At 72.4% G+C, this 26,296-nt stretch carries 20 protein-coding genes and 1 pseudogene; 5 read left to right on the top strand and 16 right to left on the bottom strand.

The window, feature by feature from the left end; translation table 11 throughout:
* Positions 1–10 precede the first annotated feature (10 nt).
* The 3 genes from AB0P07_RS20610 to AB0P07_RS20600 form a co-directional block, all read right to left on the bottom strand.
* Complete coding sequence (locus AB0P07_RS20610; protein ID WP_365552534.1) at positions 11–691, bottom strand: AIM24 family protein; 681 nt, start codon at positions 689–691, stop codon at positions 11–13.
* A 13-nt stretch (positions 692–704) separates the two neighbouring features.
* A complete protein-coding gene (locus tag AB0P07_RS20605) occupies positions 705–2,369 on the bottom strand; it encodes a TerD family protein (RefSeq protein ID WP_365552532.1) in 1,665 nt (554 codons plus the stop codon).
* Between the two features lie 138 nt (positions 2,370–2,507).
* The gene (locus AB0P07_RS20600; protein WP_365552530.1) at positions 2,508–3,104 is read right to left on the bottom strand and encodes a M48 family metallopeptidase; all 597 of its coding nucleotides are present in this window, start codon (positions 3,102–3,104) and stop codon (positions 2,508–2,510) included.
* Between the two features lie 231 nt (positions 3,105–3,335).
* Here AB0P07_RS20600 and AB0P07_RS20595 point away from each other — a divergent pair, with 231 nt between their 5' ends.
* Both AB0P07_RS20595 and AB0P07_RS20590 read left to right on the top strand, forming a co-directional pair.
* Positions 3,336–4,550, top strand: a complete 1,215-nt coding sequence (locus AB0P07_RS20595) for a TOMM precursor leader peptide-binding protein (RefSeq protein ID WP_365552528.1) — start codon at positions 3,336–3,338, stop codon at positions 4,548–4,550.
* A complete protein-coding gene (locus tag AB0P07_RS20590) occupies positions 4,543–5,946 on the top strand; it encodes an AarF/ABC1/UbiB kinase family protein (RefSeq protein ID WP_365552526.1) in 1,404 nt (467 codons plus the stop codon). The genes AB0P07_RS20595 and AB0P07_RS20590 overlap by 8 nt, the downstream gene beginning before the upstream one ends.
* A gap of 128 nt (positions 5,947–6,074) precedes the next feature.
* Here the strand turns inward: AB0P07_RS20590 and AB0P07_RS20585 are convergent, their stop codons facing one another.
* From AB0P07_RS20585 to AB0P07_RS20570, 4 genes are all read right to left on the bottom strand, one after another.
* Positions 6,075–6,398 carry a hypothetical protein gene (locus AB0P07_RS20585; RefSeq protein WP_365552525.1) on the bottom strand — a complete coding sequence of 108 codons (324 nt, stop codon included), beginning with the start codon at positions 6,396–6,398 and terminating at the stop codon, positions 6,075–6,077.
* Positions 6,395–6,763: a WhiB family transcriptional regulator gene (locus tag AB0P07_RS20580; protein ID WP_003973786.1), complete on the bottom strand. Its 369-nt coding sequence runs from the start codon at positions 6,761–6,763 to the stop codon at positions 6,395–6,397. The genes AB0P07_RS20585 and AB0P07_RS20580 overlap by 4 nt, the downstream gene beginning before the upstream one ends.
* 175 nt (positions 6,764–6,938) lie before the next feature.
* Entirely contained in the window at positions 6,939–7,271 is a 333-nt protein-coding gene (locus tag AB0P07_RS20575; protein ID WP_365552523.1) for a hypothetical protein, read from the bottom strand.
* 164 nt (positions 7,272–7,435) lie between these two features.
* The gene (locus AB0P07_RS20570; RefSeq protein WP_365552521.1) at positions 7,436–9,646 is read right to left on the bottom strand and encodes an ATP-dependent DNA helicase UvrD2; all 2,211 of its coding nucleotides are present in this window, start codon (positions 9,644–9,646) and stop codon (positions 7,436–7,438) included.
* 191 nt (positions 9,647–9,837) lie between these two features.
* Between AB0P07_RS20570 and AB0P07_RS20565 the strand changes: the two genes are divergently transcribed.
* On the top strand, positions 9,838–10,095 hold the full coding sequence (locus tag AB0P07_RS20565; protein ID WP_365552519.1) for a mycoredoxin: 258 nt from the start codon (positions 9,838–9,840) through the stop codon (positions 10,093–10,095).
* A 67-nt stretch (positions 10,096–10,162) separates the two neighbouring features.
* Here AB0P07_RS20565 and AB0P07_RS20560 read toward each other — a convergent pair whose 3' ends face one another.
* From AB0P07_RS20560 to AB0P07_RS20545, 4 genes are all read right to left on the bottom strand, one after another.
* Positions 10,163–10,999 (bottom strand): M55 family metallopeptidase, encoded by an 837-nt coding sequence (locus AB0P07_RS20560; protein WP_365552920.1) that lies wholly within the window; start codon positions 10,997–10,999, stop codon positions 10,163–10,165.
* A 237-nt stretch (positions 11,000–11,236) separates the two neighbouring features.
* Positions 11,237–11,971: an IS3 family transposase gene (locus tag AB0P07_RS20555; protein ID WP_365552517.1), complete on the bottom strand. Its 735-nt coding sequence runs from the start codon at positions 11,969–11,971 to the stop codon at positions 11,237–11,239.
* Complete coding sequence (locus AB0P07_RS20550; RefSeq protein ID WP_365552515.1) at positions 11,953–12,132, bottom strand: hypothetical protein; 180 nt, start codon at positions 12,130–12,132, stop codon at positions 11,953–11,955. The genes AB0P07_RS20555 and AB0P07_RS20550 overlap by 19 nt, the downstream gene beginning before the upstream one ends.
* Positions 12,129–12,428: a transposase gene (locus AB0P07_RS20545; protein WP_365552513.1), complete on the bottom strand. Its 300-nt coding sequence runs from the start codon at positions 12,426–12,428 to the stop codon at positions 12,129–12,131. The genes AB0P07_RS20550 and AB0P07_RS20545 overlap by 4 nt, the downstream gene beginning before the upstream one ends.
* Before the next feature lie 132 nt (positions 12,429–12,560).
* Between AB0P07_RS20545 and AB0P07_RS20540 the strand changes: the two are divergent.
* Positions 12,561–12,647, top strand: a pseudogene (locus AB0P07_RS20540) (NrdH-redoxin); the annotation flags it as partial.
* 88 nt (positions 12,648–12,735) lie between these two features.
* Here AB0P07_RS20540 and nudC read toward each other — a convergent pair.
* From nudC to AB0P07_RS20515, 5 genes are all read right to left on the bottom strand, one after another.
* Positions 12,736–13,680, bottom strand: a complete 945-nt coding sequence (gene nudC / locus AB0P07_RS20535) for an NAD(+) diphosphatase (RefSeq protein WP_365552512.1) — start codon at positions 13,678–13,680, stop codon at positions 12,736–12,738.
* Positions 13,681–13,839: 159 nt separating this feature from the next.
* Positions 13,840–15,252, bottom strand: coding sequence for a dipeptidase (locus AB0P07_RS20530; RefSeq protein ID WP_365552510.1), 1,413 nt, complete (start codon positions 15,250–15,252; stop codon positions 13,840–13,842).
* Between the two features lie 10 nt (positions 15,253–15,262).
* On the bottom strand, positions 15,263–18,784 hold the full coding sequence (locus AB0P07_RS20525) for an ATP-dependent DNA helicase (protein WP_365552508.1): 3,522 nt from the start codon (positions 18,782–18,784) through the stop codon (positions 15,263–15,265).
* Positions 18,785–18,952: 168 nt separating this feature from the next.
* A complete protein-coding gene (locus AB0P07_RS20520) occupies positions 18,953–22,594 on the bottom strand; it encodes an ATP-dependent DNA helicase (protein WP_365552506.1) in 3,642 nt (1,213 codons plus the stop codon).
* A gap of 266 nt (positions 22,595–22,860) precedes the next feature.
* The gene (locus tag AB0P07_RS20515; RefSeq protein ID WP_365552504.1) at positions 22,861–23,289 is read right to left on the bottom strand and encodes an MGMT family protein; all 429 of its coding nucleotides are present in this window, start codon (positions 23,287–23,289) and stop codon (positions 22,861–22,863) included.
* Between the two features lie 185 nt (positions 23,290–23,474).
* Between AB0P07_RS20515 and AB0P07_RS20510 the strand changes: the two genes are divergently transcribed.
* Entirely contained in the window at positions 23,475–26,249 is a 2,775-nt protein-coding gene (locus AB0P07_RS20510; RefSeq protein WP_365552502.1) for a lysylphosphatidylglycerol synthase transmembrane domain-containing protein, read from the top strand.
* Positions 26,250–26,296 lie beyond the last annotated feature (47 nt).

The raw sequence follows: 26,296 nt of genomic DNA, 5'->3' as shown, positions 1-26,296 counted from the left end.
TGGCTCCCCCTCAGCCCCGGGCCCGGAGGCGGTCGGTGCTGTCCTCGCTGGGCTGGACGACGACGATGCCCTGACCGGAGAAGGCCATCTGGAAGGCCTCGCCGCTGCCGCGGCCGATCAGCGACTGCGCCTTGAAGCTGCGCTTGCCTTTCACCTTCAGGTTCGGGGACCAGGCGACGAGCGCGTCCGGGTCGACGTAGGTCTCGTCCTCGCCACCGCCGCAGTCGACCACGATCGGCTTGCCCCGGGAGGTGAGCGCGACCCAGCCCTGCCCGGAGATCTTGGTGTTCCACAGGCCCTGCCCGGCGAACTTCGCCAGCCCCTTGACCCGCTCCACACCCCACGTCAGGTGGGCGTCGAAGGCGAGCAGGTTGGTGGCGTTGACGGAGATCCCGTCACCGTTGAGATTGATGACGACCACGTTGGCGCCGTAGTCGGCGAGGTAGAGCAGTCCGTCGCCGGAGCACTTCATCAGGGGTGCGCCCTCGCCGGTCATCCAGTCCTTGGCGATCTGGCGGACGGCCGGCGGGTTGGGCTCGTACTGGACGAAGCCCTCGTAGGCGACCATCGAGCCCACGCGCGCGAGGAGGTCGTTGCCCGTCTGCATGGCGACCTTCAGCATGTGGTTGCCGTGGTTCTCCATGCGGGCGGCGACGGGTGCGGGAGCGTAGCCCGCGAGCGGCTGGTTCATGTCGGGCTCTCCCTCAGATCTCGTACGGCTGGACGACGACGAAGCTGCCGGGCGCGGCCCGGAACTGCAGGTTGACGCTCTCGCCGGTGTCGCCCGCGTAGGAGTTGCGACGCATCCGCACCTGGCTGGAGACGACCACCTGCGCGGCGGCGGACCAGGCGACCACGGCGTTGCAGTCGGCGAACGTCGTGGGCGTGACCGGCAGCACCACGGGCACGCCGCGCGTCTTCACCACGATCGTCCCGGTGCCCTGGAACTGCATCGTGAACAGCGCGCCACCCGGGATGCCGTGCCCCTCGATGCGGCGGACCTCGTACTGGAGGCTCTCGTCGAAGGCGAGGACGTTCTCCGCGGAGACGCAGACGGCGTCGCCCTGGAGCTCGATGGGGTGGAGCATCGCGGAGTTGTCCGCGAGGAACACCTGTCCCTTGCCGGTGCAGCGCATCAGCTGCATCTCCTGGCCGGTGGCGTTGCCCACGACCCGGCCGGCGAATCCGGCGCCCTTGTAGCTGAAATCGACCTTGCCCTGGTAGAGCACCATGCTGCCCTGCCGGGCGAGCACGGGCTGGCCCTCCGCCCCTAGGTCGACGCGGACCAGCTTCTTGTTCTGCTGCGTCCAGCGCTGCCCGGTCGCGGTCTCCCGGAACTGCTGGAGCGCCGCGGTCACACCGGCGCCCTGCGGTGCGCCCTGGGGCATGCCCTGGGGCGGCTGCTGACCGTAGCCGGGCGGTGGCGTCGGCTGGCCGTAGCCCGGGGGCGGGGTGGGCTGCCCGTAGCCGGGGGGCGGCGGCGCGGTCTGGCCGGGAACCTGACCGTACTGCGGCTGCTGACCGGGCCGGCCCGGCCGGCCGTACGGCGCGGGCGCCGGGGCGGGGGGCGGCACCGGAGCGCCGCCGGGCGGCGTGTGCATGGGCGCGATGACGGTCTGCGCGGCGTGCACGTCCGGCGCGGGCGCCGGAGCGGGAGCCGGTGGCGGCGTGGCCGCGGGCGGCGGCGCGAAGCCCTGCTGGGCGGGCGGCGACGCGGGGGCCGGTGCGGAGGCGGCGGGCGCGCCGAAGGCCGGGGGCGCCGAGGCCTGGGCGGGCGGCGCGAAGCCCGGGGCGGCACCGGACTGCGGCTGCTGCGCCTGCTGCGGCGCGGGTGCCTCGTCCTCGGCCACCTCACCACCAAAGTTCCTCAGCAGCGCGTCGAGACCGCCGTCGAAGCCCTGCCCGACGGCGGCGAACCGCCACACGTCCTTCAGATAGAAGTCGCCCAGCATCACGGCGCGCTCGGTGGAGAACTCCGAACCGCTGAACGGATACCGTGCCACCTCCTCGCCGCCCGCGACGATCCGGAGGTACCCGGGACCGACCTGCGACATCTGTCCCGCGCCGTCGATCGTCGCGGTGAAGGAGAGCTTCTGGATGTGCTGCGGGATCCTGTCCAGGGTGACCCGGAAGGACTCCGTGTCACCCGCCTGCGCACCCAGGAGCTGGATGGACTCCTCGGGGGTCTTCGGTTGGTTGAAGAACACGAAGTACCGGTCGTCCGACAACCGCTCGTCGGCGTCGAGACCGAAGCAGCTGATGTCGAAGCTCAGCCCGGGGCCGGAGATCTGCACGCCTACGTACAGATCCGTGCCCGCGGTGAGATCACTGATCCTGGCCTTGTGACCGCGTTGAAATTCCCTGGCCATGCGTTACGACCGTCCCCCATCCGAGTGTGAGTGCGTCGCGACAGGCTAACGGCAAACACCGACACCGGAGGGAGCCGGTACCGACCCGGTACGAAACCCGTGCGCGGCCGTGGCGGACGCCCGCCCGGCTCGCGCGCGCTACTCGCTGCGGGCGCCGGGCACGTGCGGCAGCCGGTCCGCGGCGACCACACCCTCGAGGTAGCCCCGGGCGCGCTCGGTCCGCGGGTAGGCCTCGAGCAGCCGCCAGAACCGGGGTCCGTGCCCGGGGACCAGCAGATGTGCCAGTTCGTGCAGGAGGACGTAGTCGACGACGTACTCGGGCATCCCCTGCAGGCGGTGCGACAGCCGGATGCTCCCCTCGGACGGGGTACAGGAGCCCCAGCGGGTGTTCTGGTTGGTGACCCAGCGGACCGAGGCGGGCCGGGCCCGGCCCTCGAAGTACTGACCCGACAGGCGCTCCGCGCGCTCGGCCAGCTCGGCGTCGCCGAGGACGCGTCTGCTCTCCTGCGCGGCCAGCTTGTCGAGCATGACGCTCACCCAGCGTTGCTCCTCGGCCTCGGACATCCGGGCGGGGATCAGCACGACGGTGCGGTCGCCCTCGCGGTACGCGGAGACCGTCCGGCGTCGCCGGGTGCTCCTGCGCACCTCGATCGCGCTCGTACCCGGGACGCTCGGCGGCGGACTCGTCGGTGTGCGCGGGGGCGCCCCGGCGCGGTGCAGTGGGTCGGCGGACACGCCACGACGTTACCCGCTGCACACGGGGAAGTCCCGGCTCCGGGACGCTTCGGTGCCGATCCGCCACTCGTCCTGGGAGGTGCGCGGCTGATTCGTACGACAAATACCCACCCCCTGTGGACAACTTTCGACGGCTTTCCGCTCATCCGGGCATGCTGGCACTCGCCGGCGGACTCGCAACCGACCGCGGGACCGCACACACGGACACCGGAAGACGTACGGGGGCCTGGAATGCATCCGATGGTGAAGCCCGCGCTCAGGCGCGGCTGGCGTGATCTGAACACCGTGCAGTTCGGGATGACACCGGCGCACGCGCTGACGCTGGCGCCGGTGGACACCGCGACGGGCAGCTTCCTGGAACTGCTCAACGGCACCCGCGGCCCGGCGCTCCTGCGCGAGGAGGGGCACCGCATGGACCTGCCGGACGGGCACGTGGACCGGGTGGTGGAGCGGCTGGCGCGGGCCGGTCTCCTCGACGACTCCCGCGGCGGCGGGCCGGCGGCCGACGCCCTGCGGGAAAAGAAGAAGGTCCTCGACCGGCTCCGCCCCGACCTCGCCTCGCTGTCCCTGACCACCTCCGCACCGGGCGACGCGATGAGACACCTGGCCGCCCGACGCGCTCTACGGGTGGGCGTGCGGGGCGCGGGACGGGTGGGTGCGGTTCTGGCCGGCCTGCTGTCGGGCTCGGGTGTCGGGGAGATCGACGTGCGCGACAGCGGACGCGTCGAGCCGTGGGACGTCGCTCCGGGCGGCCTGCCCGCCGAGTCGATCGGCGACCGCCGGGACGAGTCGGCCCGTCGTGTCGTGCGCCGGGCGGCCCCCGACCGGCCGCCGCGCCGGAGCCCGACGACTCCGCGCGAGGAGGCTTCCCCGGGCTTCTCCCTGGTGATCGTCGCCCCGCGCGACGACGTCGCGGTGCACACGCCCGACCCCGCCACCGCGGAATCCCTGATGGCCTCCGGCACGCCCCATCTGTACGCCGGAGTCGTGGAGGGAACCGGTGTCGTCGGCCCCCTCGTGCTGCCCGGCGAGACGGGCTGCGCCGGCTGCCTGCACGCCGACCGCACCGACCAGGACCCGGTCTGGCCGCGGCTGGTGGCGCAGTGGCGCTCCGGCCGACAGCACCGGGTCCCTCCGTGCGACCTCACGCTCGCGGCGACCGTCGCCGGGTTGGCGGCGGCTCACGCACTCGCCTTCCTGGACGGCCGGACGCCTTCCAGCACCGGTGCGCGCTGGGAGGTCTCGCTTCCCGCGCTGCACTGGCACGCCCGGCCGGTTCGCGCCCACTCCGCGTGCCCCTGCGGGGCGGCCGGAAAAGGTAAGCAGGAACACATCCCCGAGGACGGGGGGTGGCGCGCGACAATGGCTGGGCAAGGGCCGTCAGCGGAAGTACGCCACGAGGCGGAACCGGCGCGGCCGGCTGGGACTTGGAGGGCGCATGTCTGATCTTCCGCGCAAGGCGGTCACCCGGACCGCCAAGCTCGCCGCGCTCCCGCTCGGCTTCGCCGGGCGGGCCACCTGGGGGCTGGGCAAGCGAATCGTGGGCGAGTCCGCGGAGATCGTCGGCCAGCAGCTGCAGCAGCGCACCGCGGAGCAGCTGTTCAAGGTGCTGGGCGAGCTCAAGGGCGGAGCGATGAAGTTCGGGCAGGCCCTGTCCGTCTTCGAGTCGGCGCTGCCCGAGGAGGTCGCGGGCCCCTACCGGGCGGCGCTGACCAAGCTGCAGGAGGCGGCACCGCCGATGCCGACGCGCACGGTGCACGCCGTGCTGACGGAGCGGCTCGGAGAGGACTGGCAGGACCTGTTCCTGGAGTTCGAGGACAAGCCCGCCGCGGCCGCCTCGATCGGCCAGGTGCACCGAGGGGTGTGGCACGACGGCCGCGAGGTGGCGGTCAAGGTGCAGTACCCGGGCGCCGGCGAGGCGCTGCTCTCCGACCTGAACCAGCTCAGCCGCTTCGCCCGCCTGCTCGGCCCGCTGGTCCCCGGCATGGACATCAAGCCGCTGATCACGGAGTTGAAGGACCGGGTCTCGGAGGAGCTCGACTACGACCTGGAGGCCGAGGCCCAGCGGACCCACGCCGAGGTGTTCGCCGACGACCCGGACATCGTGGTGCCGGATGTCATCCAGCAGTGCGAGCAGGTGCTGATCACCGAGTGGATCGACGGCATCCCGATGTCGGAGATCATCTCGGACGGCACGCAGGAGCAGCGGGACCGGGCCGGCCAGCTGCTGGCCCACTTCCTCTTCTCCGGTCCCGCGCGCACCGGACTGCTGCACGCCGACCCGCACCCCGGCAACTTCCGTCTGCTGCCCGGCGGGCCTGAGGGCGAGGACGACTGGCGCCTGGGCGTGCTGGACTTCGGCACGGTCGACCGCCTCCCGGGCGGCCTGCCCGAGCCGATCGGCGAGGCCCTGCGCATGACGCTGGACGGCGAGGCGGATGCCGTCTACGAGATGCTCCGCGCGGAGGGGTTCGTCAAGGAGTCGATAGAGCTGGACCCCGACGCCGTTCTCGACTATCTCCTGCCCATCATCGAGCCGGCCCGCGTCGACGCGTTCACCTTCACCCGCGGCTGGATGCGGAGCCAGGCCGCCCGCATCGGTGATCCCCGCTCCCCCGCGTACCAGCTGGCCAAGCAGCTCAACCTGCCGCCGGCCTATCTGCTGATCCACCGCGTGACCTTGAGCACCATCGGGGTGCTGTGCCAGCTGGGGGCGACGGTTCGGCTGCGCGACGAGCTGGAGGAGTGGCTGGTCGGGTTCGTCGCCGAGGACGCGGCCGAGGACGACGCCGGGGAAACCGAAGTCGTGTACGAGGCGGAGGAGGCCGCCGCGGAGGCCTGATCCGCGACGACCGAACACGCCCCCGGGGGCCGGCGAACGCACCGTGGGGGCCGGTCCGTTCGGCCGGACCGGCCCCCACGCGCGAAGTCTCGTCTCCCGTCGGGAGACCACCGCTCCAGGTGTGTCGGCTACTGCATGACCGCCATGGCCAGCGCACGCCGAGCACGCATCGAGGCGCGCTCCGCCCGGCGCTGCATCCGGCGAGCGGTCGCCAGGCGCAGCGCCCGGCGTTCCCGCTCGGCCTCATGCAGGCGGTCGCGCATATGCGCACGCGCCAGGGCTTCTGGGATGAGTTGCATTTCACGGGTCCTGTTCTGGCGCGAGTCCTTCGCGCCACTGGTGGTGAAGTCTTCAGGCGCGGTGCCTGCGATGTCGTGGGTGGACGGCTTCATCGGGGCCTGCTTCTGGGGGTCGTACGTGAGGGGACGGTCGATCGTTCCTGCGGTGTTCATGCCGAAACCGGGTTCTTGCGCGGGCGACCGCGGGGCCGCTTCCGGGCGACGACGACACCCTGGACGAACAGCTCGCCACCCCAGACGCCCCAGGGCTCACGCCGCTCCTTGGCCCCGGCGAGGCAGGCCTCGATCAGCGGGCAGGTGCGGCAGAGGGACTTGGCGTACTCGACGTCCGCCGGCGACTCGGCGAAGAAGACCTCCGGGTCGTAGGAGCGGCACGGGACGGGCACGCCGAGGTTCTCGATGGCGTCGTCGAGCGCGGTGAGCGCGGTGAGCGGGGTCAAGGTGGAGTCCTCCGTGGAACAGGGCTTGGGGATCGTGTCGGAAGGCGGTACGGACGGGGCGTGCGCTTCGAGTTGCACGGGTGGTCTTCCTCGTCTGTTCGTTCCGGCCGGTTGGCCGGGTGGCGGCTTGGTACCGGGTTCTTTTCTTGTCCCGAGGCACCTTCGTGCTGTCGCCCCCGTTCGGGGACAAACAGAAGGGCCGCGGATCCCGGGTGGGGTTCCGCGGCCCTGAAGGCGCCGGCCTGATCGGCGATCAGGCTGGATCACTCCAGGGTTCTGGCCCACGGAAGGCCCACATCAGGTGGTGCTGCGTCGTCTGCTTCCTGAATCCGGCACCGGTCGCGGTAAAGGCATAGGCCTGCGCCTGTGCCGCTACTGCTGCTTCCAGTGCCTTGGTCGGTCGCTCATTGCGCTCGCGGACAGGAAGGCCCGCGGGGGCAACGGAGGCGGCAGCCGGACGCCCGGCACGAATGCCGGACAGACCGGTGCCCGAGTGAGAAGCGCCGAGGATGAACAGGGAGACGACCGAGCGATCGGTCATTTTGGCGGTGGAGCTGGCGACGAAGCTGCTGTTGATGCTGATCACTGGACTCGCCTCCTCTCGGCGTCTCGGGGGACTGGCATGAACCAGTCCGCGGATATGCAAGTACAACACGGATTCAGGGCCTTCGGGAAGGCCGCTGTTCCCGTGACCAAGAACCTATGGGGATTCCCGGGGCATGCGCAAACTATTTTTTCGACGAGTTCGTATCAGTCGCCCTCGTCAAGCCCCACACCTTCCTGGCCTGCGCAGATGGCCAGAACGTCGGAGCCGTAGCGGTTGAGCTTGCGCATCCCGACCCCCGGGATGCGGGCCAGCTCCCGCTCGTCCTCCGGGACGGACTCGGCGATCGCCATCAGTGTCTTGTCGGTGAAGACGCAGAACGCGGGCTGTCCGCTGCGTTCCGCCTGCACCGCCCGCCACTCGCGCAGTCGCTCGTAGACGCCCTCGTCCATGTCGGACGGGCAGCCCTCGCAGCGCATCAGCTTCATCTCCCCGGCGTCGGTGAGCGTGCGCCCGCAGACCCGGCAGCGGGCCGGTGTCCGCCGGGCCCGTCTCGGTGCGGGGGCCGCGACACCGCCACCGCCGCCGCCCCGGGGCCCGTGCTCCACGCCCCCGGCACCCCCGGCGGCCACCCGCCCGCCCGCCGCGCCCGAGCCGGGCCGCAGCCCCTTGAGGAAGCGGCTGGGCCTGCGGTTAGGCCGGCCACCGGGCGACCGGGCCAGCGCCCAGGACAGGTGCAGGCGCTGCCGCGCGCGGGTGACCCCGACGTAGAGGAGGCGGCGTTCCTCCTCGATCTGCTCGTCGGTCTTTGCGTAGGTGATCGGCATCATGCCCTCGGCGACACCGACCAGGAAGACGACGTCCCACTCCAGGCCCTTGGCCGAGTGCAGGGAGGCGAGGGTGACGCCCTGCACCGTCGGGGCGTGCTGGGCGCCCGCCCGCTCGTCGAGCTCCACGACGAGGTCGCTCAGCGTGGCTCCCTCTCTGGCGGCGGCGAAGTCCTGGGCCAGGCCGACCAGGGCGGCCAGCGATTCCCAGCGCTCCCGGACGGTCCCCGACCCGGCCGGGGGCTCGGTCGTCCAGCCCTCCCCGGACAGCACCGCGCGTACCTGCGAGGGCAGGTCGACGACGTCGTCGAGGAGGGAGTCGTTGCCGCCGAAGCGCGCCGCGGCCCGCAGGGCGCTGCCGGCCTTGCGCACCTCGGGCCGGTCGAAGAAGCGCTCCGCGCCCCGCAGCTGGTAGGGGACCCCGGCGTCGGCGAGCGCCTGCTCATAGGTCTCGGACTGGGAATTGGTGCGGAACAGGACCGCGATCTCTGCGGCCGGGACGCCGGAGTCGAGGAGCTCACGGATACGGCGGGCGGCGCCCTCGGCCTCGGCCGGCTCGTCGGCGTACTCGGTGTAGACGGGCTCGGGGCCCGCGGGGCGCTGGGAGACCAGCTCCAGACGGTGATCGGCGGCCCGGCCCCGGGCCTGGGTGAGCAGGCCGTTGGCGAGGTGGACGACCTGGGGGGTGGACCGGTAGTCGCGGACCAGCTTGACGACGATGGCGCCGGGGTGACGGACGCGGAAGTCGAGCAGGTGGTCGGGGGTTGCTCCCGTGAACGAATAGATCGTCTGGCCGGCGTCACCAACCACGCACAGGTCGTCCCGGTCCCCGAGCCACAGCTCCAGCAGCCGCTGCTGGAGGGGGCTGACGTCCTGGTACTCGTCGACGACGAAGTGCTGGTACTGGGCGCGGACCTGCTCAGCGACGTCGTGCCGGTCCTGGAGGACGGCCACCGTCAGCAGCAGCACGTCCTCGAAGTCGATGACGGAGCGCGTGCGCTTGAGGTCCTCGTAGGCGGCGTACAGCTGCGCGATCTCCGCCGGGTCGCGGGGTGTCTCGCGGCCGGCCTTGGCCGCCGCCGGGGCGTAGTCGGCGGGGACGGTCTGGGTCACCTTGGCCCACTCGATTTCCGCGGTGGCGTCGCGCAGCTCGCCCCGGTCGAGGCGGAGGCGGCAGGCGGCGGCCGCGTCGGCGACGAGCTGGATCTTGCGGTCGACGAGCCGGGGCAGCGAACCACCGATCGCTTTCGGCCAGAAGTACTGGAGCTGCCGCAGTGCCGCCGAGTGGAAAGTGCGGGCCTGCACACCGGACGCGCCGAGCTGGCGCAGCCGGCCGCGCATCTCCCCGGCGGCGCGGTTGGTGAAGGTGACGGCGAGCACGCTGGAGGGGTGGAGGATCCCGGCGCGCACCCCGTAGGCGATGCGGTGGGTGATCGCCCGGGTCTTGCCCGTACCGGCTCCCGCCAGCACGCACACCGGGCCGCGCAGGGCGGTCGCCACCTCGCGCTGCTCGGGGTCGAGCCCTTCGAGCACCGCGTCGGCCGAGTCCGGTACCTGCGGGAAGAGGGTGGAGTGCGTTGCTGCTGTCACACCGCCATGCTGCCAGGTCTCGCGGGACGGGTGAGTCGGTTGTCCACAGGCACGCACCGATAGTCGTACCGATGCGGCAGACGTCACGTGGCATGCACGAGGCGGGAATGGTGGCGCCGCCGCGGATGTTCTCCTGCTGCGACCTCATCCCGAGCCGCCGCTTCCCGAGCCGCCGAAGGAGCACGAGAGACATGTCGGGCACTGTGACGATGTACAGCACCACGTGGTGCGGCTACTGCCGTCGACTGAAGAGCCAGATGGACCGCGAGGGCATCACGTACACCGAGGTCAACATCGAGCAGGACCCGGAGTCGGCCGCGTTCGTGGAGAAAGCGAACGGCGGAAACCAGACGGTGCCCACTGTTCAGGTAGTTCCCTCCAGTGGTGGCACTGAGGTCGTGATGACGAACCCGAGCCTTGCCCAGGTGAAGCAGGCGCTCGGCGTCTGACCCGGGAGTACGCGCAGGAGACCCCGCCCAATGATCACGGGCGCGGGTCTCGTCCCTGTCCGACTGCTCAGCAATACGGCTGCTGGTCGGTCAGTGATGCCGCCACTCGCATGAAGACACCGAAGAGTCGGTAGAGCTGCGGAGCAGGCCCGGCCACTTGGACGGTGCGCGAGTCTCGCAGGCTGACTCCAGGAATCGCTTCGAGTTGGCTGGCAACGGTGGCCGACTGCCACCGCACCGCCAAGGTCGCTGTGGTTTCCGTGCGAGGCAGCCGTGGGCGAGAGTCGGCGCGACGCACTCCTTCGGCGGCGGCCTCCTCGATTGTCTTACGTGCTTCGATCGCAGGCCTCAGCCGAGCGCTGAAGCGATCCCTGGCGTACTTGACGGGAGCCGTGACGACCTTGGCGTCCCAGGCTGTCACCTCATCGCAGGCCGCGTCGTCGCCGGAAAGCATCACCACGGGTACCCCCAGTGCAGCGGCCGTGGCATGCGCGAATCCGATCTCTCCCATGGGCTGGTCGTCCAACCACATGTCCTCGATCTCGTGGCCCATGTAGCTGTGGCTGAGCACGCCCAGGGCGCCGGCACGTGAGTGGTAGCCGACACACAGCACCGCATCGAAGTCACCGTCCAGGCCTTCGAGCATGCCCATCCGCTTGGGCTTGCCCCTGACCAACTCCGCCTCGGGGTGCATCTGATCCGCGAGCAGGTTCCGCATGGAGCTGTGGGCGTCATTCACCAGAACCCGCGTGGCACCAGCCGCGAGCGCGCCACGCACGGCCGCGTTCACGTCCTCGGTCATCATGACCCGACCATGCTGGTAGTCCTGCCCGCCGACCTGCACGTCTTGGGCGCCCACCAATCCAGTGACGCCCTCCATGTCAGCGCTGATGTACACCTGCACGCCGCTGCCTCCGCTCTGGCGGTCGACCGCCGAGAACTCGATGATCACACCATCCGCATCATCTCGGTGAGGCACCCCACAAGTCGAGAAGACCTCGGGCGACGGCTTTCCTGTTCCGGAAAGCTCTGGTTCTTGACCTTGCTCCTCGATGGTCGGGAGCATCGAACGCGACATGGAGTGCCGATGTAAGGGGGAAGCCGTGGGTGAAGCTTCCCCGTGATCTTGGACACTCGATGGTTATGCCGCGAGGGTGTGTTGGTGTCGTTGCCGGGTTTCGGCCGGGGTGAGGTAGCCGAAGACCTTGTGTCTGCGCAGTCGGCGGCGGTTGTAGAACGTCTCGATAAAGTCGAAGACGTCGGCGCGGGCGGTGGCCCGGTCGGGCCAGACGCGGGTGCCGATCTCTTCTTTGAGCAGGGCCCAGAAGCTCTCCGCGGCGGCGTTGTCGAAGCATGATCCGGTGCGTCCGCAGCTTTGCTGGAGTCCCAACTCCCGTATTCGAGCGCGGAATCGGGTTGAGGTGTATTCGCTGCCGCGGTCGCTGTGGATCACGCAGCCGGGTTGCAGTCCACCGCGGCCGTGGGCCATGTCGAGTGCGTCGACGACGAGGTCGGCGCGGTGGTGGTCGGCCATCGAGTAGCCGACGGCCTCGCGGGTGGCCAGGTCCAGCCGGCAGGCGAGGTAGAGCCAGCCCTCGGCGGTGGGCAGGGCGGTGATGTCGCCGACCAGTTTCGTGCCGGGCGTCTCGGCGTGGAAGTCGCGGCCGATCAGGTCCGGGGCCGGCCTGGCCTTCTTGTCCGGCCTGGTCAGCGAACGGCGCTTGCGTCGGGTGGCGCCCTGGATGCCGTGTTCGCGCATGAGGCGGGCGACTCGTTTGCGGTTCACCGTCCGTCCCAGACGCCGCAGTTCGGCATGGACGCGGGGGACGCCGTAGGTCTGGCGCGAGCCGACGTGGATCACGGTGATCTCGTGCACCAGAGCCTGGTCGGCGGCCCGGCGGCCCGGCGGGCAGCCCGGGTCTTCGCCGCGGCGAGCCAGGCATAGAACGAGGAACGGGCCACCTGCAGCAGGCGGCAGAGGAAAGCGACGCCGTGGGTGGTCTTCTCCGCCTCGATGAACGCGTACGTCTCGTTCACCGATCGCTCTCCTTCGCGAAGAAGACCGCGGCTTTTCGCAGGACCTCGATCGTCTTGGCCTGTTCGGCGTTCTGCCGTCGCAGCCGCTTGAGCTCCTCGCGCTCGGCGGTCGTGAGCTCGCCCGGGGCGCCCTCGCCCCGATCCGCCTTGGCCTGGCGGTACCAGCCGCGCAGGGACTCCGAGCTGATGCCGAGCTCCCGGGCGACAGCGGTGACCGTCTTGCCCGAGGAGTCGACGAGCGCGATCGCGTCCCGCTTGAACTCCTCGGTGTACCGCTTCGTGTACTTGTTTCCCACCTGGTGCTACTTCCTCTGGAACCTCAGGTCCCAGTCTCCAGGCGTCCACGATCAAGGGGAAGGTTCACACCCTTGCCCCTCCCCAAGACATGGGCAGCCCTCCCTGGCCGCCACAACCAGTAGGGAAGTCTGCAGACGGTGCCGACCATGCTCTTCCCCGACGGCTCGACGCTGACGAACCCGTCGCTGGCTCAGGTGAAGCAGAAGATCAGCGCGTAGCCCGGTCGGCCACGGCCCGGTCGGCCACAGCGCTCGCAGAGGGGCGGCCCTCCCCGCAACGGGAGGGCCGCCCTTTGTGCTGCCCGGTTCAGAAGGCGCCGCGCGTCGGCAGCGGCTTGCCGTACCAGAGCTCGATGAGACGGGCCGCGATCGAGATGCCGTAGGGCGGCAGCACCTCGCCGGACTCGAAGGCGGCGCCCAACTCGTCGCGGGAGAACCAGCGGGCCTCGTGGATCTCGTCGCCGTCGACGTTGATCTCGGTCGAGGTGGCGTGGGCCATGAAGCCCAGCATCAGGCTGGACGGGAAGGGCCACGGCTGGCTCGCGACGTACTCGACCGGGCCGACGGCGACGCCCACCTCCTCCTGGACCTCGCGGCGCACCGACTGCTCGATGGACTCCCCGGGCTCCACGAACCCGGCGAGGGTCGAGAAGCGGCCCTCGGGCCAGTGCACCTGGCGGCCGAGCAGGATGCGGTCCTCGCCGTCCGTGACCGCCATGATCACCGCGGGGTCGGTGCGCGGGTAGTGCTCGGCGCCGCAGGCGGGGCAACGGCGGATGTGGCCGGCCGCGGCGATGACGGTGCGCTCGCCGCAGCGGGAGCAGAACCGGTGCAGGCGCTGCCAGTTCTCCAGGGCGACCGCATGGGCCATCAGTCCGGCGTCGCGGTCCGACAGGAGCAGGCCGGCCTCGCGCAGGCCCGCGGGGCGGGCGGACTGGTCCATGCGGCCGGGCAGGGAGTCCTTCTGGAGGGCGAAGTAGCTGGTCCCGTCCTCGTCGGTACCGAGGAAGTACCGGTGCGCCTCGGTGAGCGGGGCCTCGAAGGAGGGGGTCATGACGAGTTCGGTGGCCCCGTCGGGCGTCTCGTCGATGAGGACCTGGCCGCCTGAGACCACGAAACAGCGCGTCGAGGGGTGGCTCCACGCCGCCGCGAGCCAGGCCTCGTCGAGGCGGTGGTGGGCGGCGCGGTCGATGCCGCTCGGGGCGGTGAGCGAGATGGGACGGTCGGCGGTGCGGTCGGTCCAGGTGGTCACGAGTGGTTCCAACTCCCCCGATGAGCGGTTCGGTTCGACAGGCGGTTCAGCGGTTCGTACGGCGGGTGGTGACCGGGTCCGGGACGGCTCGGCGGTGCGCGGCGGCCTCTCCAGTGTGCCGCGCGCGCTGCCGGCCGGGTCCCGGACCGTGCGCGGTGCTCAGGGCGCGTGACGCCAGTACTCCGCCAGGTCGCCCCAGAGGTGGGCGGAGGTTTCGACGCCCTTGAGGAGCAGGTCCAGTTCCACCTTCTCGTCGGGGGCGTGCCAACCGTCGGACGGGACGGAGACGCCGAGGAACAGCACCGGGGCGCCGAGGACCTCCTGGAGGTCGGCGGCCGGTCCGGAGCCGCCCTCGCGGGTGAAGCGGACCGGTGTGTCGAAGGCCCGGCCCATCGCGCGGACCACGGACTGCAGAGCCGGGTGGTCCAGCGGCGTAAGACACGGGCGGGTGGCCGGGCCGAAGGTGATCTCGCAGCGGATGCCCGCGGGCACCTGCTCGGCGGCCCAGGCGCGGACGGCCTTCTCCACGTGGTCCGGGTCCTGGCCGGCGACGAGGCGGAAGGAGAGCTTCACCATGGCGGACGACGGGATGATCGTCTTGCTGCCGGGGCCCTGGTAACCGCCGCCGATGCCGTTGACCTCGGCGGTGGGGCGGGCCCAGATGCGTTCCAGGGTGGTGTGTCCGGCCTCGCCCCGGGCGGCGTACGACTTGGCCGTGCGCAGCCACTGTTGTTCGTCGAAGGGCAGCTCGGCGAAGAGTTCGCGTTCGCGGTCGGTGAGTTCGATCACCCCCTCGTAGAAGCCCGGGATCGCCACGCGCGCGTGCTCGTCGTGCAGGGCGGCCACGAGGCGGGCGACGGCGGTGGCGGGGTTGGGGACCGCGCCGCCGAAGGAGCCCGAGTGGATGTCCTGGTCGGGCCCGTGCAGCCGGATCTCGCACTCGGCGAGCCCTCGCATGCCGGTGCAGACCGTGGGGGTGTCCTCGGACCACATGCCGGTGTCGGAGACGATCACCGCGTCGGCGGTGAGCCGTTCGGCGCGCTCCTCGACGAGGGCGCGGAAGTGCGGGGAGCCGGATTCCTCCTCGCCCTCGACGAGCAGCTTCAGGTTCACGGCGGGGGCGGTGCGGCCGGTGGCGGCGAGGTGGGCGCGGACGCCGAGTGTGTGGAAGAACACCTGCCCCTTGTCGTCGGCCGCCCCGCGCGCGTAGAGACGGTTCTCGCGGACGACGGGCTCGAAGGGCTCGCTGTGCCAGCCGTCCTCGCGGGCGGCGGGCTGTACGTCGTGGTGGCCGTAGACGAGGACCGTCGGCGCCTGCGGGTCCCCGGAGGGCCACTCGGCGAAGACCGCGGGGGCGCCGGGGGTGGGCCAGACCTCGGCGGTCGGGAAGCCGGTCTCCTTCAGTTTGGCGGCGAGCCAGTCGGCGCTGCGGCGCACATCGGTCGCGTGGTCGGGCTGCGCCGACACGGACGGGATCCGCAGCCAGTCGACGAGGTCGTCGAGGAAGGCGGCGCGGTGCTGTTCGATGTACGTGCGGACAGCGCTGACAGCATTGTCAACGGGGTGGCTCATGCTTACGAGCCTATCGGCCCGCGCGGACACCCCGGTCGTGCGGTTCGTCACCGACCGGCTGGGCCAGCAGCAGCTTCTCGAGCGCCGCGCGGTCCGGCAGCCCCTCGGGCCGTACGACCTCGCCGGTGCGCACGTACAGGAAGGCGGCCGTCACCGAGGTGGGCGGCACGCCCTGCTGTTCGGCCCAGGCGATGCGGTAGAGCGCGAGCTGGAGCGGGTCGGCGGTGGCGGCGCGGTTCGTCTTCCAGTCGACGATCTCGTACGTCGCGGACTCCCCGTCGACCTCCTTGTAGACGGCGTCGATGCGGCCGCGTACGACCCGGCCGGCCAGCGAGAGCTGGAAGGGCGCCTCGACGCGGAACGGTGTGCGGCGGGCGTACTCGGTGCGTTCGAAGGCGTCCTTCAGGAACTGCAGGTCCTGTTCGTCGGCGATCTCGGCGTCGGCGCCCGGCAGCTCCTCCGGTTCCAGCAGGGGCAGCTTCAGCGCTTCGAACCGGGCCTCCACCCAGGCGTGGAAACGGGTGCCGCGACGGGCCGCGGGCTGGGGCGGGTGGGGCATGGGCCGGGCCAGCTCCTGCGCGAACCCGTCCGGGTCGGCGGCCAGGCTCAGCAGCTGGGAGGCGGTCAGCGAGGCCGGAAGGGGCACCTCGGTGACGCTCTCGCGGGCGCGCAGGAGCTCGCCGGTGAGCGCGTCGAGGTCGCGGTCCCAGGAGGCGACGGTACGGGCCTCCTCCGGGGTGAGGCGCGCGGGGGCGGCGCCCCGGGGCGGCTCGGGGGGCGTCGCCTGGTGCGGGACGGTGGGACTGTCCTTGCGGGCGGCGGAGTGGTCCTGGGCAGCGGGGCCGTCATTCCGGGCGGCCGTACGGTCCTGGGCGGTGGGGCGGTCCGTGGTCCAGGTGTCCCAGTCGGCGGGGTCGCCCGCCCAGTCGGGATCCGTTTCCTCCGGGGCCGCCGCGTCGTCCTCCGGGGGCGGCGGCCAGTCCGGGTCGTCGTAGATGTCGGCGGCCGCGGGAGGGCCCTCGTGCCGGGTGGCGAGGGCGTCCAGGTGGGCGAGGACCGTCTCCGCGGCGGCCCGGCGCCGGGCGAGTGCCTCGTCGTCCAGGGGCAGGGGCCAGACCTCGTCGGCGATCGCCCGGTGCAGGGCCGGGTTCTCCTCGTCCTCGGCCGGTTCGTCCGCCCAGGCCTCGATCTCGCCGTGTCCGGCGGCGCAGTGCTCGTACAGGGCCGCGAGGAAGTCGGACGGTCCGCGGGGCTTCTTCTGGCTGGGTCCCCACCAGTGGCCGGAGCCGAGGAGCAGGGAGCGGGGGCGGGTGAAGGTGACGTAGCCGAGGCGGAGCTCCTCGGTGTGCTGGTGGTCCTTCATGGCCTCCTGGAAGGCCTTCAGGCCGCGGGAGTCCCAGGAGGCGACGTCGGGCAGGGTCTCGGCGTCGCCGCGCAGGCCGTGCGGCAGCACCTTGCCCTGGGCGGTCCACTTCTCGCGGCCCTGACCGCTGGGGAAGGTGCCGGTGACGAGCCCGGGCACGGCGACCACGTCCCACTCGAGCCCCTTGGACTTGTGCGCGGTGAGCACCTTGACGGTGTTCTCCCCGCCGGGCAGCGCGTTGTCCAGGCCCTTCTCGTACTGCGCCGCGGTGCGCAGGAAGCCCAGGAAGGCGAGCAGGGTGGCCTCGTTGTCGCTCGCGGCGAAGGAGGCGGCGACGTCGAGGAAGTTGGACAGGGTCTCGCGACGGCGGGCGGCCAGGGCGTGCGGGGAGGCCGACAGCTCCACCTCGAGACCGGTGACGGCGAGGACACGGTGCAGGACGTCCATGAGCGGGTCGGACAGGGCCCGGCGCAGCTCGCGCAGTTCGGTGGCCAGCCGCGCGAACCGCACGCGCGCGTCCGGCGAGAAGGGCAGCCCGTCGTCGTCCCCGGTGCCGTCCAGCGGCGTCTCCAGGAAGGTGTCGAGGGCGTCCGCGAGTGATATCACCTCGGACGGGTCGACTCCCTCGACGGCCTCGGCGAGCCTCCGGTCGGGGTCGTCGTCGCCCGCCACGCGCGCGTGGCTCACGAGCAGCCGGGCACGGCGGCCCAGGAGGGCGAGGTCGCGTGGGCCGATGCGCCAGCGCGGGCCGGAGAGCAGCCGGACCAGGGAGGCGTTGGCGCCCGGGTCCTGGAGGACCTCGCAGACGGCGACCAGGTCGGCGACCTCGGGCAGGTGCAGCAGCCCGGACAGGCCGACGACCTCGACGGGGACGTCGCGCGCGACCAGTGCGCCCTGGATCTCGGCGAAGTCGGTCGCGGTGCGGCACAGGACGGCGATCTCGCCGGGAGCGGTGCCGGTGCGCACGAGGTGGGCGACGGAGTCGGCGATCCAGTCGATCTCCTCCGCGTGGGTGCGCAGCAGGGCGCAGCGGACCGTGCCGTCCCGTTCGGCGCCCGGGGCGGGTCGCAGGGCCTCCACGCCCGCGTGCATGGCGCGCAGGGGCTCGGCGAGGCCGTTGGCCAGGTCGAGGAGGCGGCCGCCGCTGCGGCGGTTCTCGCTGAGCGCCTGACGGGCCGCGGGCCGTCCGTCGGCGTGGGCGAAGTGTTCGGGGAAGTCGTCGAGGTTGGCGACGGAGGCGCCGCGCCAGCCGTAGATCGCCTGGCAGGGGTCGCCCACGGCGGTCACGGGATGGCCGGTGCCGCCGCCGAAAAGGCCCGCCAGGAGGATCCGCTGGGCCACCGAGGTGTCCTGGTACTCGTCGAGGAGCACCACCCGGTACTCGTCGCGCAGGACGCGGCCCACCTCGGGGAGCCCGGCGAGCCGCGCGGACAGCGCGATCTGGTCGCCGAAGTCCAGCAGGTCCTGCCGGCGCTTGGCGGCCCGGTAGCGGATCACCAGGTCGGCCAGTGCGCGGCGGGCGGCGGCGGCCTCGGGGACCTTGCGCAGGTCGGCGTTGCTGAGCCGGACGCCCTCCAGGGTGTCCAGGAGGCCGGCGTCCCAGGCGAGCAGGTCCTCGGGGCGTACCAGGTGCTCGGCGAGTTCGGCGTCGAGCGCGAGGAGGTCGCTGACCAGGTCGGCGAAGGACCGGGTGAGCGCGGGATAGGGGCCGGGGGCTTCGCGCAGGACCCTCGCGGCGAGCTGGTAACGGGTGGCGTCGGCGAGCAGGCGGGAGGTCGGCTCCAGGCCGATGCGCAGGCCGTGGTCGGTGAGGAGGCGACCGGCGAAGGCGTGGTACGTCGAGATCGCCGGCTCGCCCGGCGGGTGGTCCGGGTCGATCGCGTCCGGATCGGTCACGCCGGCCCGGATCAGGGCCTTGCGGACGCGTTCGGCGAGTTCGCCGGCCGCCTTGTTGGTGAAGGTGAGGCCGAGGACCTGTTCCGGGGCGACCTGGCCGGTGCCGACCAGCCAGACCACGCGTGCCGCCATCACCGTCGTCTTGCCCGAGCCGGCTCCGGCCACGATCACCTGCGGGGCGGGCGGCGCGACGATGCAGGCCGTCTGCTCCGGGGTGAAGGGGATGCCGAGGAGCTCCTTGAGCTGCTCGGGATCGGTGAGGTGGGCGGGCACGTCACAGAGGCTAGCTGCGGTCACTGACAGCGGGTGCCGGATGTCCTCAGCGGGCTGAGGGAAGCGCAGGTCAGCCCGTGTGGTGCGACGTGTCACACCGGCCACTCGGCGCCGCCGCCCGCCCCGGGCTGCCCGGCGTCGCACACGGCTGCTCCCGGCTGCCGGCGCTCACTCCACGACGTGCCGCCCCTCGGGCCGTGCGCTGCACGACGCGCGGAAGGCGCAGTGGGTGCAGTGCTGGCCGGTGGTCGGGGTGAACCGTTCGTCGAGGACCTTGCCGGCGGCCGTGGCCAGCAGGTCGCCGACCCACTCGCCCTCCGGCCCCTCCTGCGACTGCTGTGCCTGGACCTTGGGCAGGGTCTCGCCGCCGTCCCGCTTGGGCGCGCCCTGACGCAGGTGGACGAGTTCGGCGCCGCCCGGTTCGGGGCGTACGCCGTCGAAGGCCTCGTCGACGGCGCCCTCGCGGACGGCGAGCTGGTAGACGGCGAGCTGGGGGTGGCGGGCCACCTCCGCGGACGTCGGTGCCTGTTTGCCGGTCTTGAAGTCGACGACGTAGGCGCGGCCGTCGCCGTCGGTCTCCACGCGGTCCATCTGGCCGCGGATGCGGACCTCGTAGTCGCCCGCCGCCAGGGTCACGTCGAAGTCGTGCTCGCTCGCCACGGGGGTCCGCCCGGCACGGTCCATGACGTGCCACTTCAGGAAGCGTTCGAGCGCCACGCGCGCGTTGGCCTTCTCCTGCTCCGACTTCCAGGGCGCGTCGAAGGCGAGCGCGTTCCACACGGAGTCCAGCCGCTCCATGAGGACGGCGAGGTCGGCCGGTGTGTGTCCGGAGGCCACCTCGTCGGCGAGTACGTGCACCACGTTGCCGAAGCCCTGGGCGGTGGTCGCCGGCGCGTCGGCCTTCACCTCACGGCCCAGGAACCACTGCAGGGCGCAGGTGTTGGCCAGCTGGTCCAGGGCGCTGCCGGAGAGCGTGACGGGCTGATCGCGGTCGCGCAGCGGGACCTTGCTCTCGGTCGGGTCCCACATGCCCCACCAGCGGTAGGGGTGGGCGGACGGCACCAGGGGACGGCCGTCCTCGTCCGCCAGGGCGGCGAGGCGGGCCAGACGGCGGGCGGCGGCCTCCCTCAAGGGTGCGGAGACACGAGGGTCGACGGTGGTGGCGCGAAGCTCGGCGACGAGCGCCGCGACGGCGAGGGGGCGGCGCGGGCGGCCCGTGACGTCGGCGGGTTCGACGCCGAGTTCGGTCAGGAACCGGGAGGGCTGGTCCCCGTCGTCGGCCGGTGTCTTCACCGCGGTGACGACGAGCCGCTCCCGCGCGCGCGTGGCGGCCACGTAGAACAGGCGGCGCTCCTCCGCGAGCAGGGCTCCCGGCGTGAGGGGTTCGGCGAGTCCGTCGCGGCCGATCCGGTCGGCCTCGAGCAGCGAGCCGCGGCGACGCAGATCGGGCCACAGTCCTTCCTGGACGCCCGCCACGACGACCAGCCGCCACTCCAGCCCCTTGGCACGGTGCGCGGTCATCAGGCGGACGGCGTCGGGGCGGACGGCGCGCCGCGTGAGGGTGTCGGCCGCGATGTCCTCGGCGTCGAGCTGCTCCAGGAAGTTGAGGGCGCCCCTGCCGCCGGTGCGCTCCTCCGCGCGGGCGGCCGTCGCGAACAGCGCGCACACGGCGTCCAGGTCTCGGTCGGCGTTGCGTCCGGCCGCGCCGCCGCGCCGGGCGGAGCGTTCCAGGCGGCTGGGCCACGGGGTGCCGTTCCACAGGTCCCACAGCGCCTCCTCGGCGCTGCCGCCTCCCGCCAGGCGCTCGCGTGCCCTGCGGAGCAGAGCGCCGAGCCGCTGGGCACCGCGCGCGTACGCGGGGTCGTGCACGGCGAGCCGCTCCGGCTCGGCCAGCGCCCGGGCGAGCAGTTCGTCCGAGGGCGGCGGCAGCGGGGTGCCGGCGGCGCGCTGCTCGTCGCGCAGGGCACGGCCGAGGCGGCGCAGGTCCGCGGCGTCCATGCCGGCGAGGGGCGAGGTGAGCAGGGTGAGGGCGGTCTCGGTGGGGAGCCAGCACGGATCGTCCGCGCGGTGTTCGCGTTCACCGCGCGGGGGCTTGGCCTCCGTGCCGGCGTCGGTGTGGGAGGCGGGGACCGGTACGGATTCGGGCTTCGGCGCCGGGTCGGGGGCGGCATCGGCGTCCGTCCCGCCCAGTACGTCCGCACCCGTCCCGCCCGATGCGTCCACACCCGTCCCGCCCGGTACGTCCACACCCGTCCCGCCCGGTACGTCCACACCCGTCGCACCCGTCGCGCCGGCGGCATGGTCCGCGGGCGCGGCCTCGCCGAGGTCGCGCGTGCCCGTGACCGGGTCGGGCAGCACGTCCCCCGCCGAGCCCGCGCCCGCCCCGGGCTGCTCCCCCGATCCGGTCCCCGACCCCGACTCCGCCTCCGCCACGGCTCGCAGCGCAGTCAGCAGGGGTGCCACCGCGGGTTCGTGGCGCAGCGGAAGGTCGTCGCCGTCGATGTCCAGGGGGACGCCGGCCGCGGTGAGGGCGCGGCGGAGCGTGGGGATGGTGCGTGCGCCGGCGCGCACCAGGACGGCCATGTCCCGCCACGGAACGCCGTCCTCCAGGTGCGCCCGGCGCAGGATGTCGGCGATGTTGTCCAGCTCGGTGCCGGACGTCGGGTACGTGTACGCCTCGACGCGCCCACCGTCCCGTACCGGGGTCAGCTCGCGGTGGGCGCGGACCTTGTCGGCGGGGAGGCGGGTCAGCGGCATGCGCTGGGTCAGGAGCCGGGTGGCGGCCAGCAGGGCGGCCCCGGACCGGCGCGAGGTACGCAGCACCGCGACCGGCGCCGGGCTGCCGTCCGCGCGCGGGAAGGCGGTCGGGAAGTTCAGGATGCCGTTCACGTCGGCACCCCGGAAGGCGTAGATCGACTGGTCGGGGTCGCCGAAGGCGACGAGGGTGCGCCCGCCGCCCGCCAGGGCGTGCAGCAGCCTGACCTGGGCCGGGTCGGTGTCCTGGTACTCGTCGACGTACACCGCGTCGTACTGGGCGGTCAGGCGCGCGGCCACCTCGGGACGGCGGGCGAGAAGCACCGCGCGGTGGACCAGTTCCGCGTAGTCGAGCACGCCCTGCAGGTCGAGCACGTCGAGGTACTCGGCGAGGAAGACGGCGGCGGCGCGCCAGTCGGGGCGGCCGATGCGCCGGGCGAAGGCCCCGAGCGCGTCCGGGCCCAGTCCCAGTTCGCGGCTGCGGGCGAGCACCGCGCGGACCTCGTCGGCGAAACCGCGGGTGGTCAGGCAGGCGCGCAGTTCGTCGGGCCAGCGCACATGGGCGAGCCCGAGCCGCTCCAGGTCGGCCTGCCCGGCGAGCAGCTCGCGCACCGTCACGTCCTGCTCCGGGCCGGAGAGCAGTCGCAGGGGTTCCACGAACAGGTCGTTGTTCTGGTGGGCGCGGACCAGGGCGTAGCCGAAGGAGTGAAAGGTCGTCGCCCGGGGGGCCCGCGCGGCGCCGATGCGCACTGCCATCCGGTCGCGCAGTTCGACGGCAGCCTTGCGGCTGAAGGTCAGCACCAGGATGCGCTCCGGGTCGCCGCCCTCGGCGACCCGGTCGGCCACCGACTCGACCAGGGTGGTGGTCTTGCCGGTGCCCGGCCCCGCCAGGACGAGCAGCGGTCCGGCCCGGTGGTCAACCACGGCGCGTTGTGCGGCGTCCAGACGAGGGGGGTCCATGCGCGTCGGCGGGGTACGCACCAGTCGGTAAGCGCCACGGCTCCCCCGCCGCACCTGGGGGTGCGGCGGGTGTCCGCTGGAGGAAGAGGAGCTCACGTGGTTCGCCGGTCCTGGTGGGTGTGCTGGTGGGCCGTCCGCGCCGCGGGCGGGGCGGTGGCCGCGGGATGAGGGGGACGCGTGCGGCCGACGCTACGCCGACGGAAGAGGCGGAAGCAGCGCTTCCCCTTCTTCCCTCTCGTCACTCGCGGCACGGACGTCTCCTGTCCCACGAACGTACGTCATGCCACGGACATGCCCGAAGCGCTCGCCTTACCTCGTACGGATCACAGGTCACACACCGGCCGGTCGCATGGCGGAAGCTGTCAGGTGTGACCCTGTGCGCGTCCGCTGTTCCCCGGTGCACGTCCCCCGTGCCCTTGGACGCTCGTGCCGCCGTCCCACCGCGCCCGCTTCAGGTCGAGGCGTGGCAGGTGCCCCTCGGCGGCCCTGCTCGCCTCCTTCAGGGGCGTGCCCTCCGCGCGGTAGCGGTCGATCGCCTCCAGCTCGTGCCCCGCGAGCAGGACTCCGTCCGCCCGGACGACACGCCACCAGGGGACCCCTCCGCCGTAGAGGGACATCACCCGGCCGACCTGGCGGGGTCCCCCCTCCTCCAGGTACTCGGCCACGTCTCCGTAGGTCATGACACGGCCCGGCGGGATCAGTTCGGTCACGTCGAGGACCCGCTCGGCGTACTCGGGCAGCGCGTCCGCGTTCTCCGGACGGACGCCGTCCGGAAGCCTCTGCTCACTCATCCGCCCCATGGTGCCGCACTCCGCGGACAACGCGACGCGCTCCCGAGGGCCCGCGTCCCTCGCCCGGAGGCGGCGCTTCGGGCAGACTGTGCGGCCCGCACGGGCACCCTGATGCCTGCCGAGGCCGACGCGGCATGCCACCATCGTGCGGGCGGTGACCAGTGATACGAGAGCAAGAAGAGGCGATGAAACAGCAGGGTGTGCACCCCGAGGACGCCGAGGGCACCTCTGACTCTTCGTCGCGCCGGGACACCGCGGACGCGGACGGCGGGAAGGCCGACCAGCGGGCGGCCGAAGGCCCGTCGGCGACGGCCGCCGACCCCGAGGACGTGGCCCACATCGACGAGGTCGAGGGCGACGAGCCGCTGCTCCCCGCGCGCGTGCACCGCCCCTCCGACCTGGTACGCCTCCTGGTGGGCGTGCTCGCCGTCGCCGTGCTCCTCGCCATCGCCGCCTTCGCGCACGGCACCACCTCCGGCCTCGAACAGGACATCAACAAGGGCACCGGGCAGGCTCCCGACCTGCTCATCAAGATCGCGGGGCTGGCCTCCAGCATCGCGATCCTCCTGGTGCCGGTCGCGTTCGCGATCGAGCGGCTGATCAAACGGGACGGGCTGCGGATCGCCGACGGCGTGCTGGCGGCGGTTCTCGCGCACGGAGTGACCCTCGCCACCGACCTGTGGGTCGCCAGGGCCGCCCCCGGCTCGATCCAGGAGGCGCTCACCCAGCCGTCGCCGGGCGACATCCACGCGCTGACCGACCCCGTGCACGGCTACCTGGCCCCGGTCATCGCGTACATGACGGCGGTCGGCATGTCCCGCAGACCCCGCTGGCGCGCGGTGCTGTGGATCGTGCTGCTCCTCGACGCCTTCTCGATGCTCGTCACCGGGTACACGACGCCGTTCTCGATCATCCTGACCGTCCTCATCGGCTGGACCGTCGCCTACGGCACCCTGTACGCCGTCGGCTCCCCCAACGTCCGCCCCACCGGACGGACGCTGATGGCGGGCCTGCGGCACGTCGGCTTCCGGCCGGTGACCGCCGCCCGGCAGGAGGCGCCGTCGGACGGCATCGAGACCGGTGACCGCGGCCGCCGCTATTTCGTCACCCTGGAGGACGGCCGGCCGCTCGACGTGACGGTGGTCGACCGGGAACAGCAGGCGCAGGGCTTCTTCTACCGGGCGTGGCGCAATCTGACCCTGCGCGGTTTCGCCACCCGCAGCAGCCTTCCCTCCCTGCGTCAGGCCCTGGAGCAGGAGGCGCTGCTCGCCTACGCGGCCATCGCGGCCGGTGCCAACGCCCCCAAGCTGATCGCGACGTCGGAGCTGGGTCCCGACGCCGTGATGCTGGTCTACGAGCACACCGGCGGGCGCTCCCTGGACTCGCTGGCGGACGAGGAGATCACCGACGACCTGCTGCGCGACACCTGGGAGCAGGTACGGGCCCTGCAGTCCCGGCGCATCGCGCACCGCAGGCTGGTGGGCGACGCGATCCTGGTGGATCGTTCCGGCACGGTGATCCTCACCGATCTGCGCATCGGCGAGATCGCCGCCGGCGACCTGCTGCTGCGGATGGACGTCTCCCAGCTCCTGGTGACGCTCGGCCTGCGGGTCGGTGCCGAACGGGCGGTCGCGTCGGCGGTGGGGGTGCTCGGTCCCGACACCGTGGCGGACTGCCTGCCCATGCTCCAGCCCATCGCGCTCAGCCGTTCCACGCGGGCGACCCTGCGCAGGCTGGCGCGGGAACGGGCCCAGCGCGAGCGTGAGGCGGTCCTGGAGTCGTCCCGCCAGGCCAAGCTGGCCCGCGCGGAGGCGGCCGACGACGCCGCGGGCCCCGCGTCGGGGCAGACCGACAAGTCGCGTCAGGCCATCAAGCCGGACAAGAAGGCCGTACGCGCCGAGCAGCGGGCCGAGAAGCGGGCCGTGGACGAGGCCATCGAGGAGGCGCGCGAGGAGGATCTGCTCACCCTGATCCGCCACGCGGTGCTGCGCATCAGGCCGCAGGCCCCCGTCGAACCGGCCCGCCTGGAGCGGGTACGGCCGCGCACGCTGATCAGCTTCATCGCCGGCGCGATCGGCGCCTACTTCCTGCTGACGCAGCTCACGCACATCGAGTTCGGCCCTCTGGTCTCGAACGCCCAGTGGGGCTGGGTGGCCGCGGCCGTGCTCTTCTCGGCGGCGAGTTACGTCGCGGCGGCGATGGCACTGCTGGGCTTCGTACCCGAGAGAGTGCCTTTCCTGCGCACCGTGGCCGCGCAGGTCGCCGGGTCGTTCGTGAAGATCGTCGCTCCCGCGGCGGTCGGAGGCGTCGCCCTGAACACCCGCTTCCTGCAGCGTGCGGGCGTGCGCCCCGGGCTCGCGGTGGCGAGTGTCGGCGCGTCCCAGCTGTTCGGGCTCGGCTGCCACATCCTGATGCTGCTGTCCTTCGGCTATCTGACCGGTACCGAGAAGACGCCGTCGCTGTCGCCGTCCCGGACGGTCATCGCGGGCCTGCTGACCGTGGCGGTGCTGGTACTCGTGGTGACGTCCGTGCCGTTCCTGCGCAAATTCGTCGTCACGCGCGTGCGGTCGCTTTTCGCCGGGGTCGTGCCGCGCATGCTGGACGTGCTGCAGCGACCGCAGAAGCTGATCACCGGCATCGGCGGCATGCTGCTGCTCACCGCCTGCTTCGTGATGTGCCTGGACGCCTCGATCCGCGCCTTCGGCGACGACTCCTCGTCGATCAGTCTGGCGAGCGTCGCGGTCGTCTTCCTCGCGGGCAACGCGCTGGGATCCGCCGCGCCGACGCCGGGAGGTGTGGGCGCGGTGGAGGCGACGCTGACGGTCGGTCTGATCGCCGTCGGCCTCCCCAAGGAGGTGGCCGCGCCCGCGGTGCTGCTCTACCGGCTGCTCACCCTGTGGCTGCCGGTACTGCCGGGCTGGCTGTTCTTCAACCACCTCACGCGCAAAGAGGCGCTCTGACCGGCCAGAGGTGCGCTCGTCCGGCTCGTCGCCCCTCCTCCCGTCCG

Origin of the sequence: Streptomyces sp. NPDC085944 (assembly GCF_040686295.1) — a bacterium.
GTDB lineage: Bacteria > Actinomycetota > Actinomycetes > Streptomycetales > Streptomycetaceae > Streptomyces > Streptomyces salinarius.
Note: the sequence above shows the minus strand (reverse complement) of the source record. Positions and strands in the feature narration are given on the sequence as shown.

Bases quoted from the DNA above. Each gene is read 5' to 3' on its own strand.
- AB0P07_RS20610 (WP_365552534.1), bottom strand. From the start codon at position 691: ATGAACCAGCCGCTCGCGGGCTACGCTCCCGCACCCGTCGCCGCCCGC.
- AB0P07_RS20590 (WP_365552526.1), top strand. From the start codon at position 4,543: ATGTCTGATCTTCCGCGCAAGGCGGTCACCCGGACCGCCAAGCTCGCC.
- AB0P07_RS20595 (WP_365552528.1), top strand. From the start codon at position 3,336: ATGCATCCGATGGTGAAGCCCGCGCTCAGGCGCGGCTGGCGTGATCTG.
- AB0P07_RS20510 (WP_365552502.1), top strand. From the start codon at position 23,475: ATGAAACAGCAGGGTGTGCACCCCGAGGACGCCGAGGGCACCTCTGAC.
- AB0P07_RS20530 (WP_365552510.1), bottom strand. From the start codon at position 15,252: ATGAGCCACCCCGTTGACAATGCTGTCAGCGCTGTCCGCACGTACATC.
- AB0P07_RS20585 (WP_365552525.1), bottom strand. From the start codon at position 6,398: ATGAACACCGCAGGAACGATCGACCGTCCCCTCACGTACGACCCCCAG.
- AB0P07_RS20605 (WP_365552532.1), bottom strand. From the start codon at position 2,369: ATGGCCAGGGAATTTCAACGCGGTCACAAGGCCAGGATCAGTGATCTC.
- AB0P07_RS20565 (WP_365552519.1), top strand. From the start codon at position 9,838: ATGTCGGGCACTGTGACGATGTACAGCACCACGTGGTGCGGCTACTGC.
- AB0P07_RS20515 (WP_365552504.1), bottom strand. From the start codon at position 23,289: ATGAGTGAGCAGAGGCTTCCGGACGGCGTCCGTCCGGAGAACGCGGAC.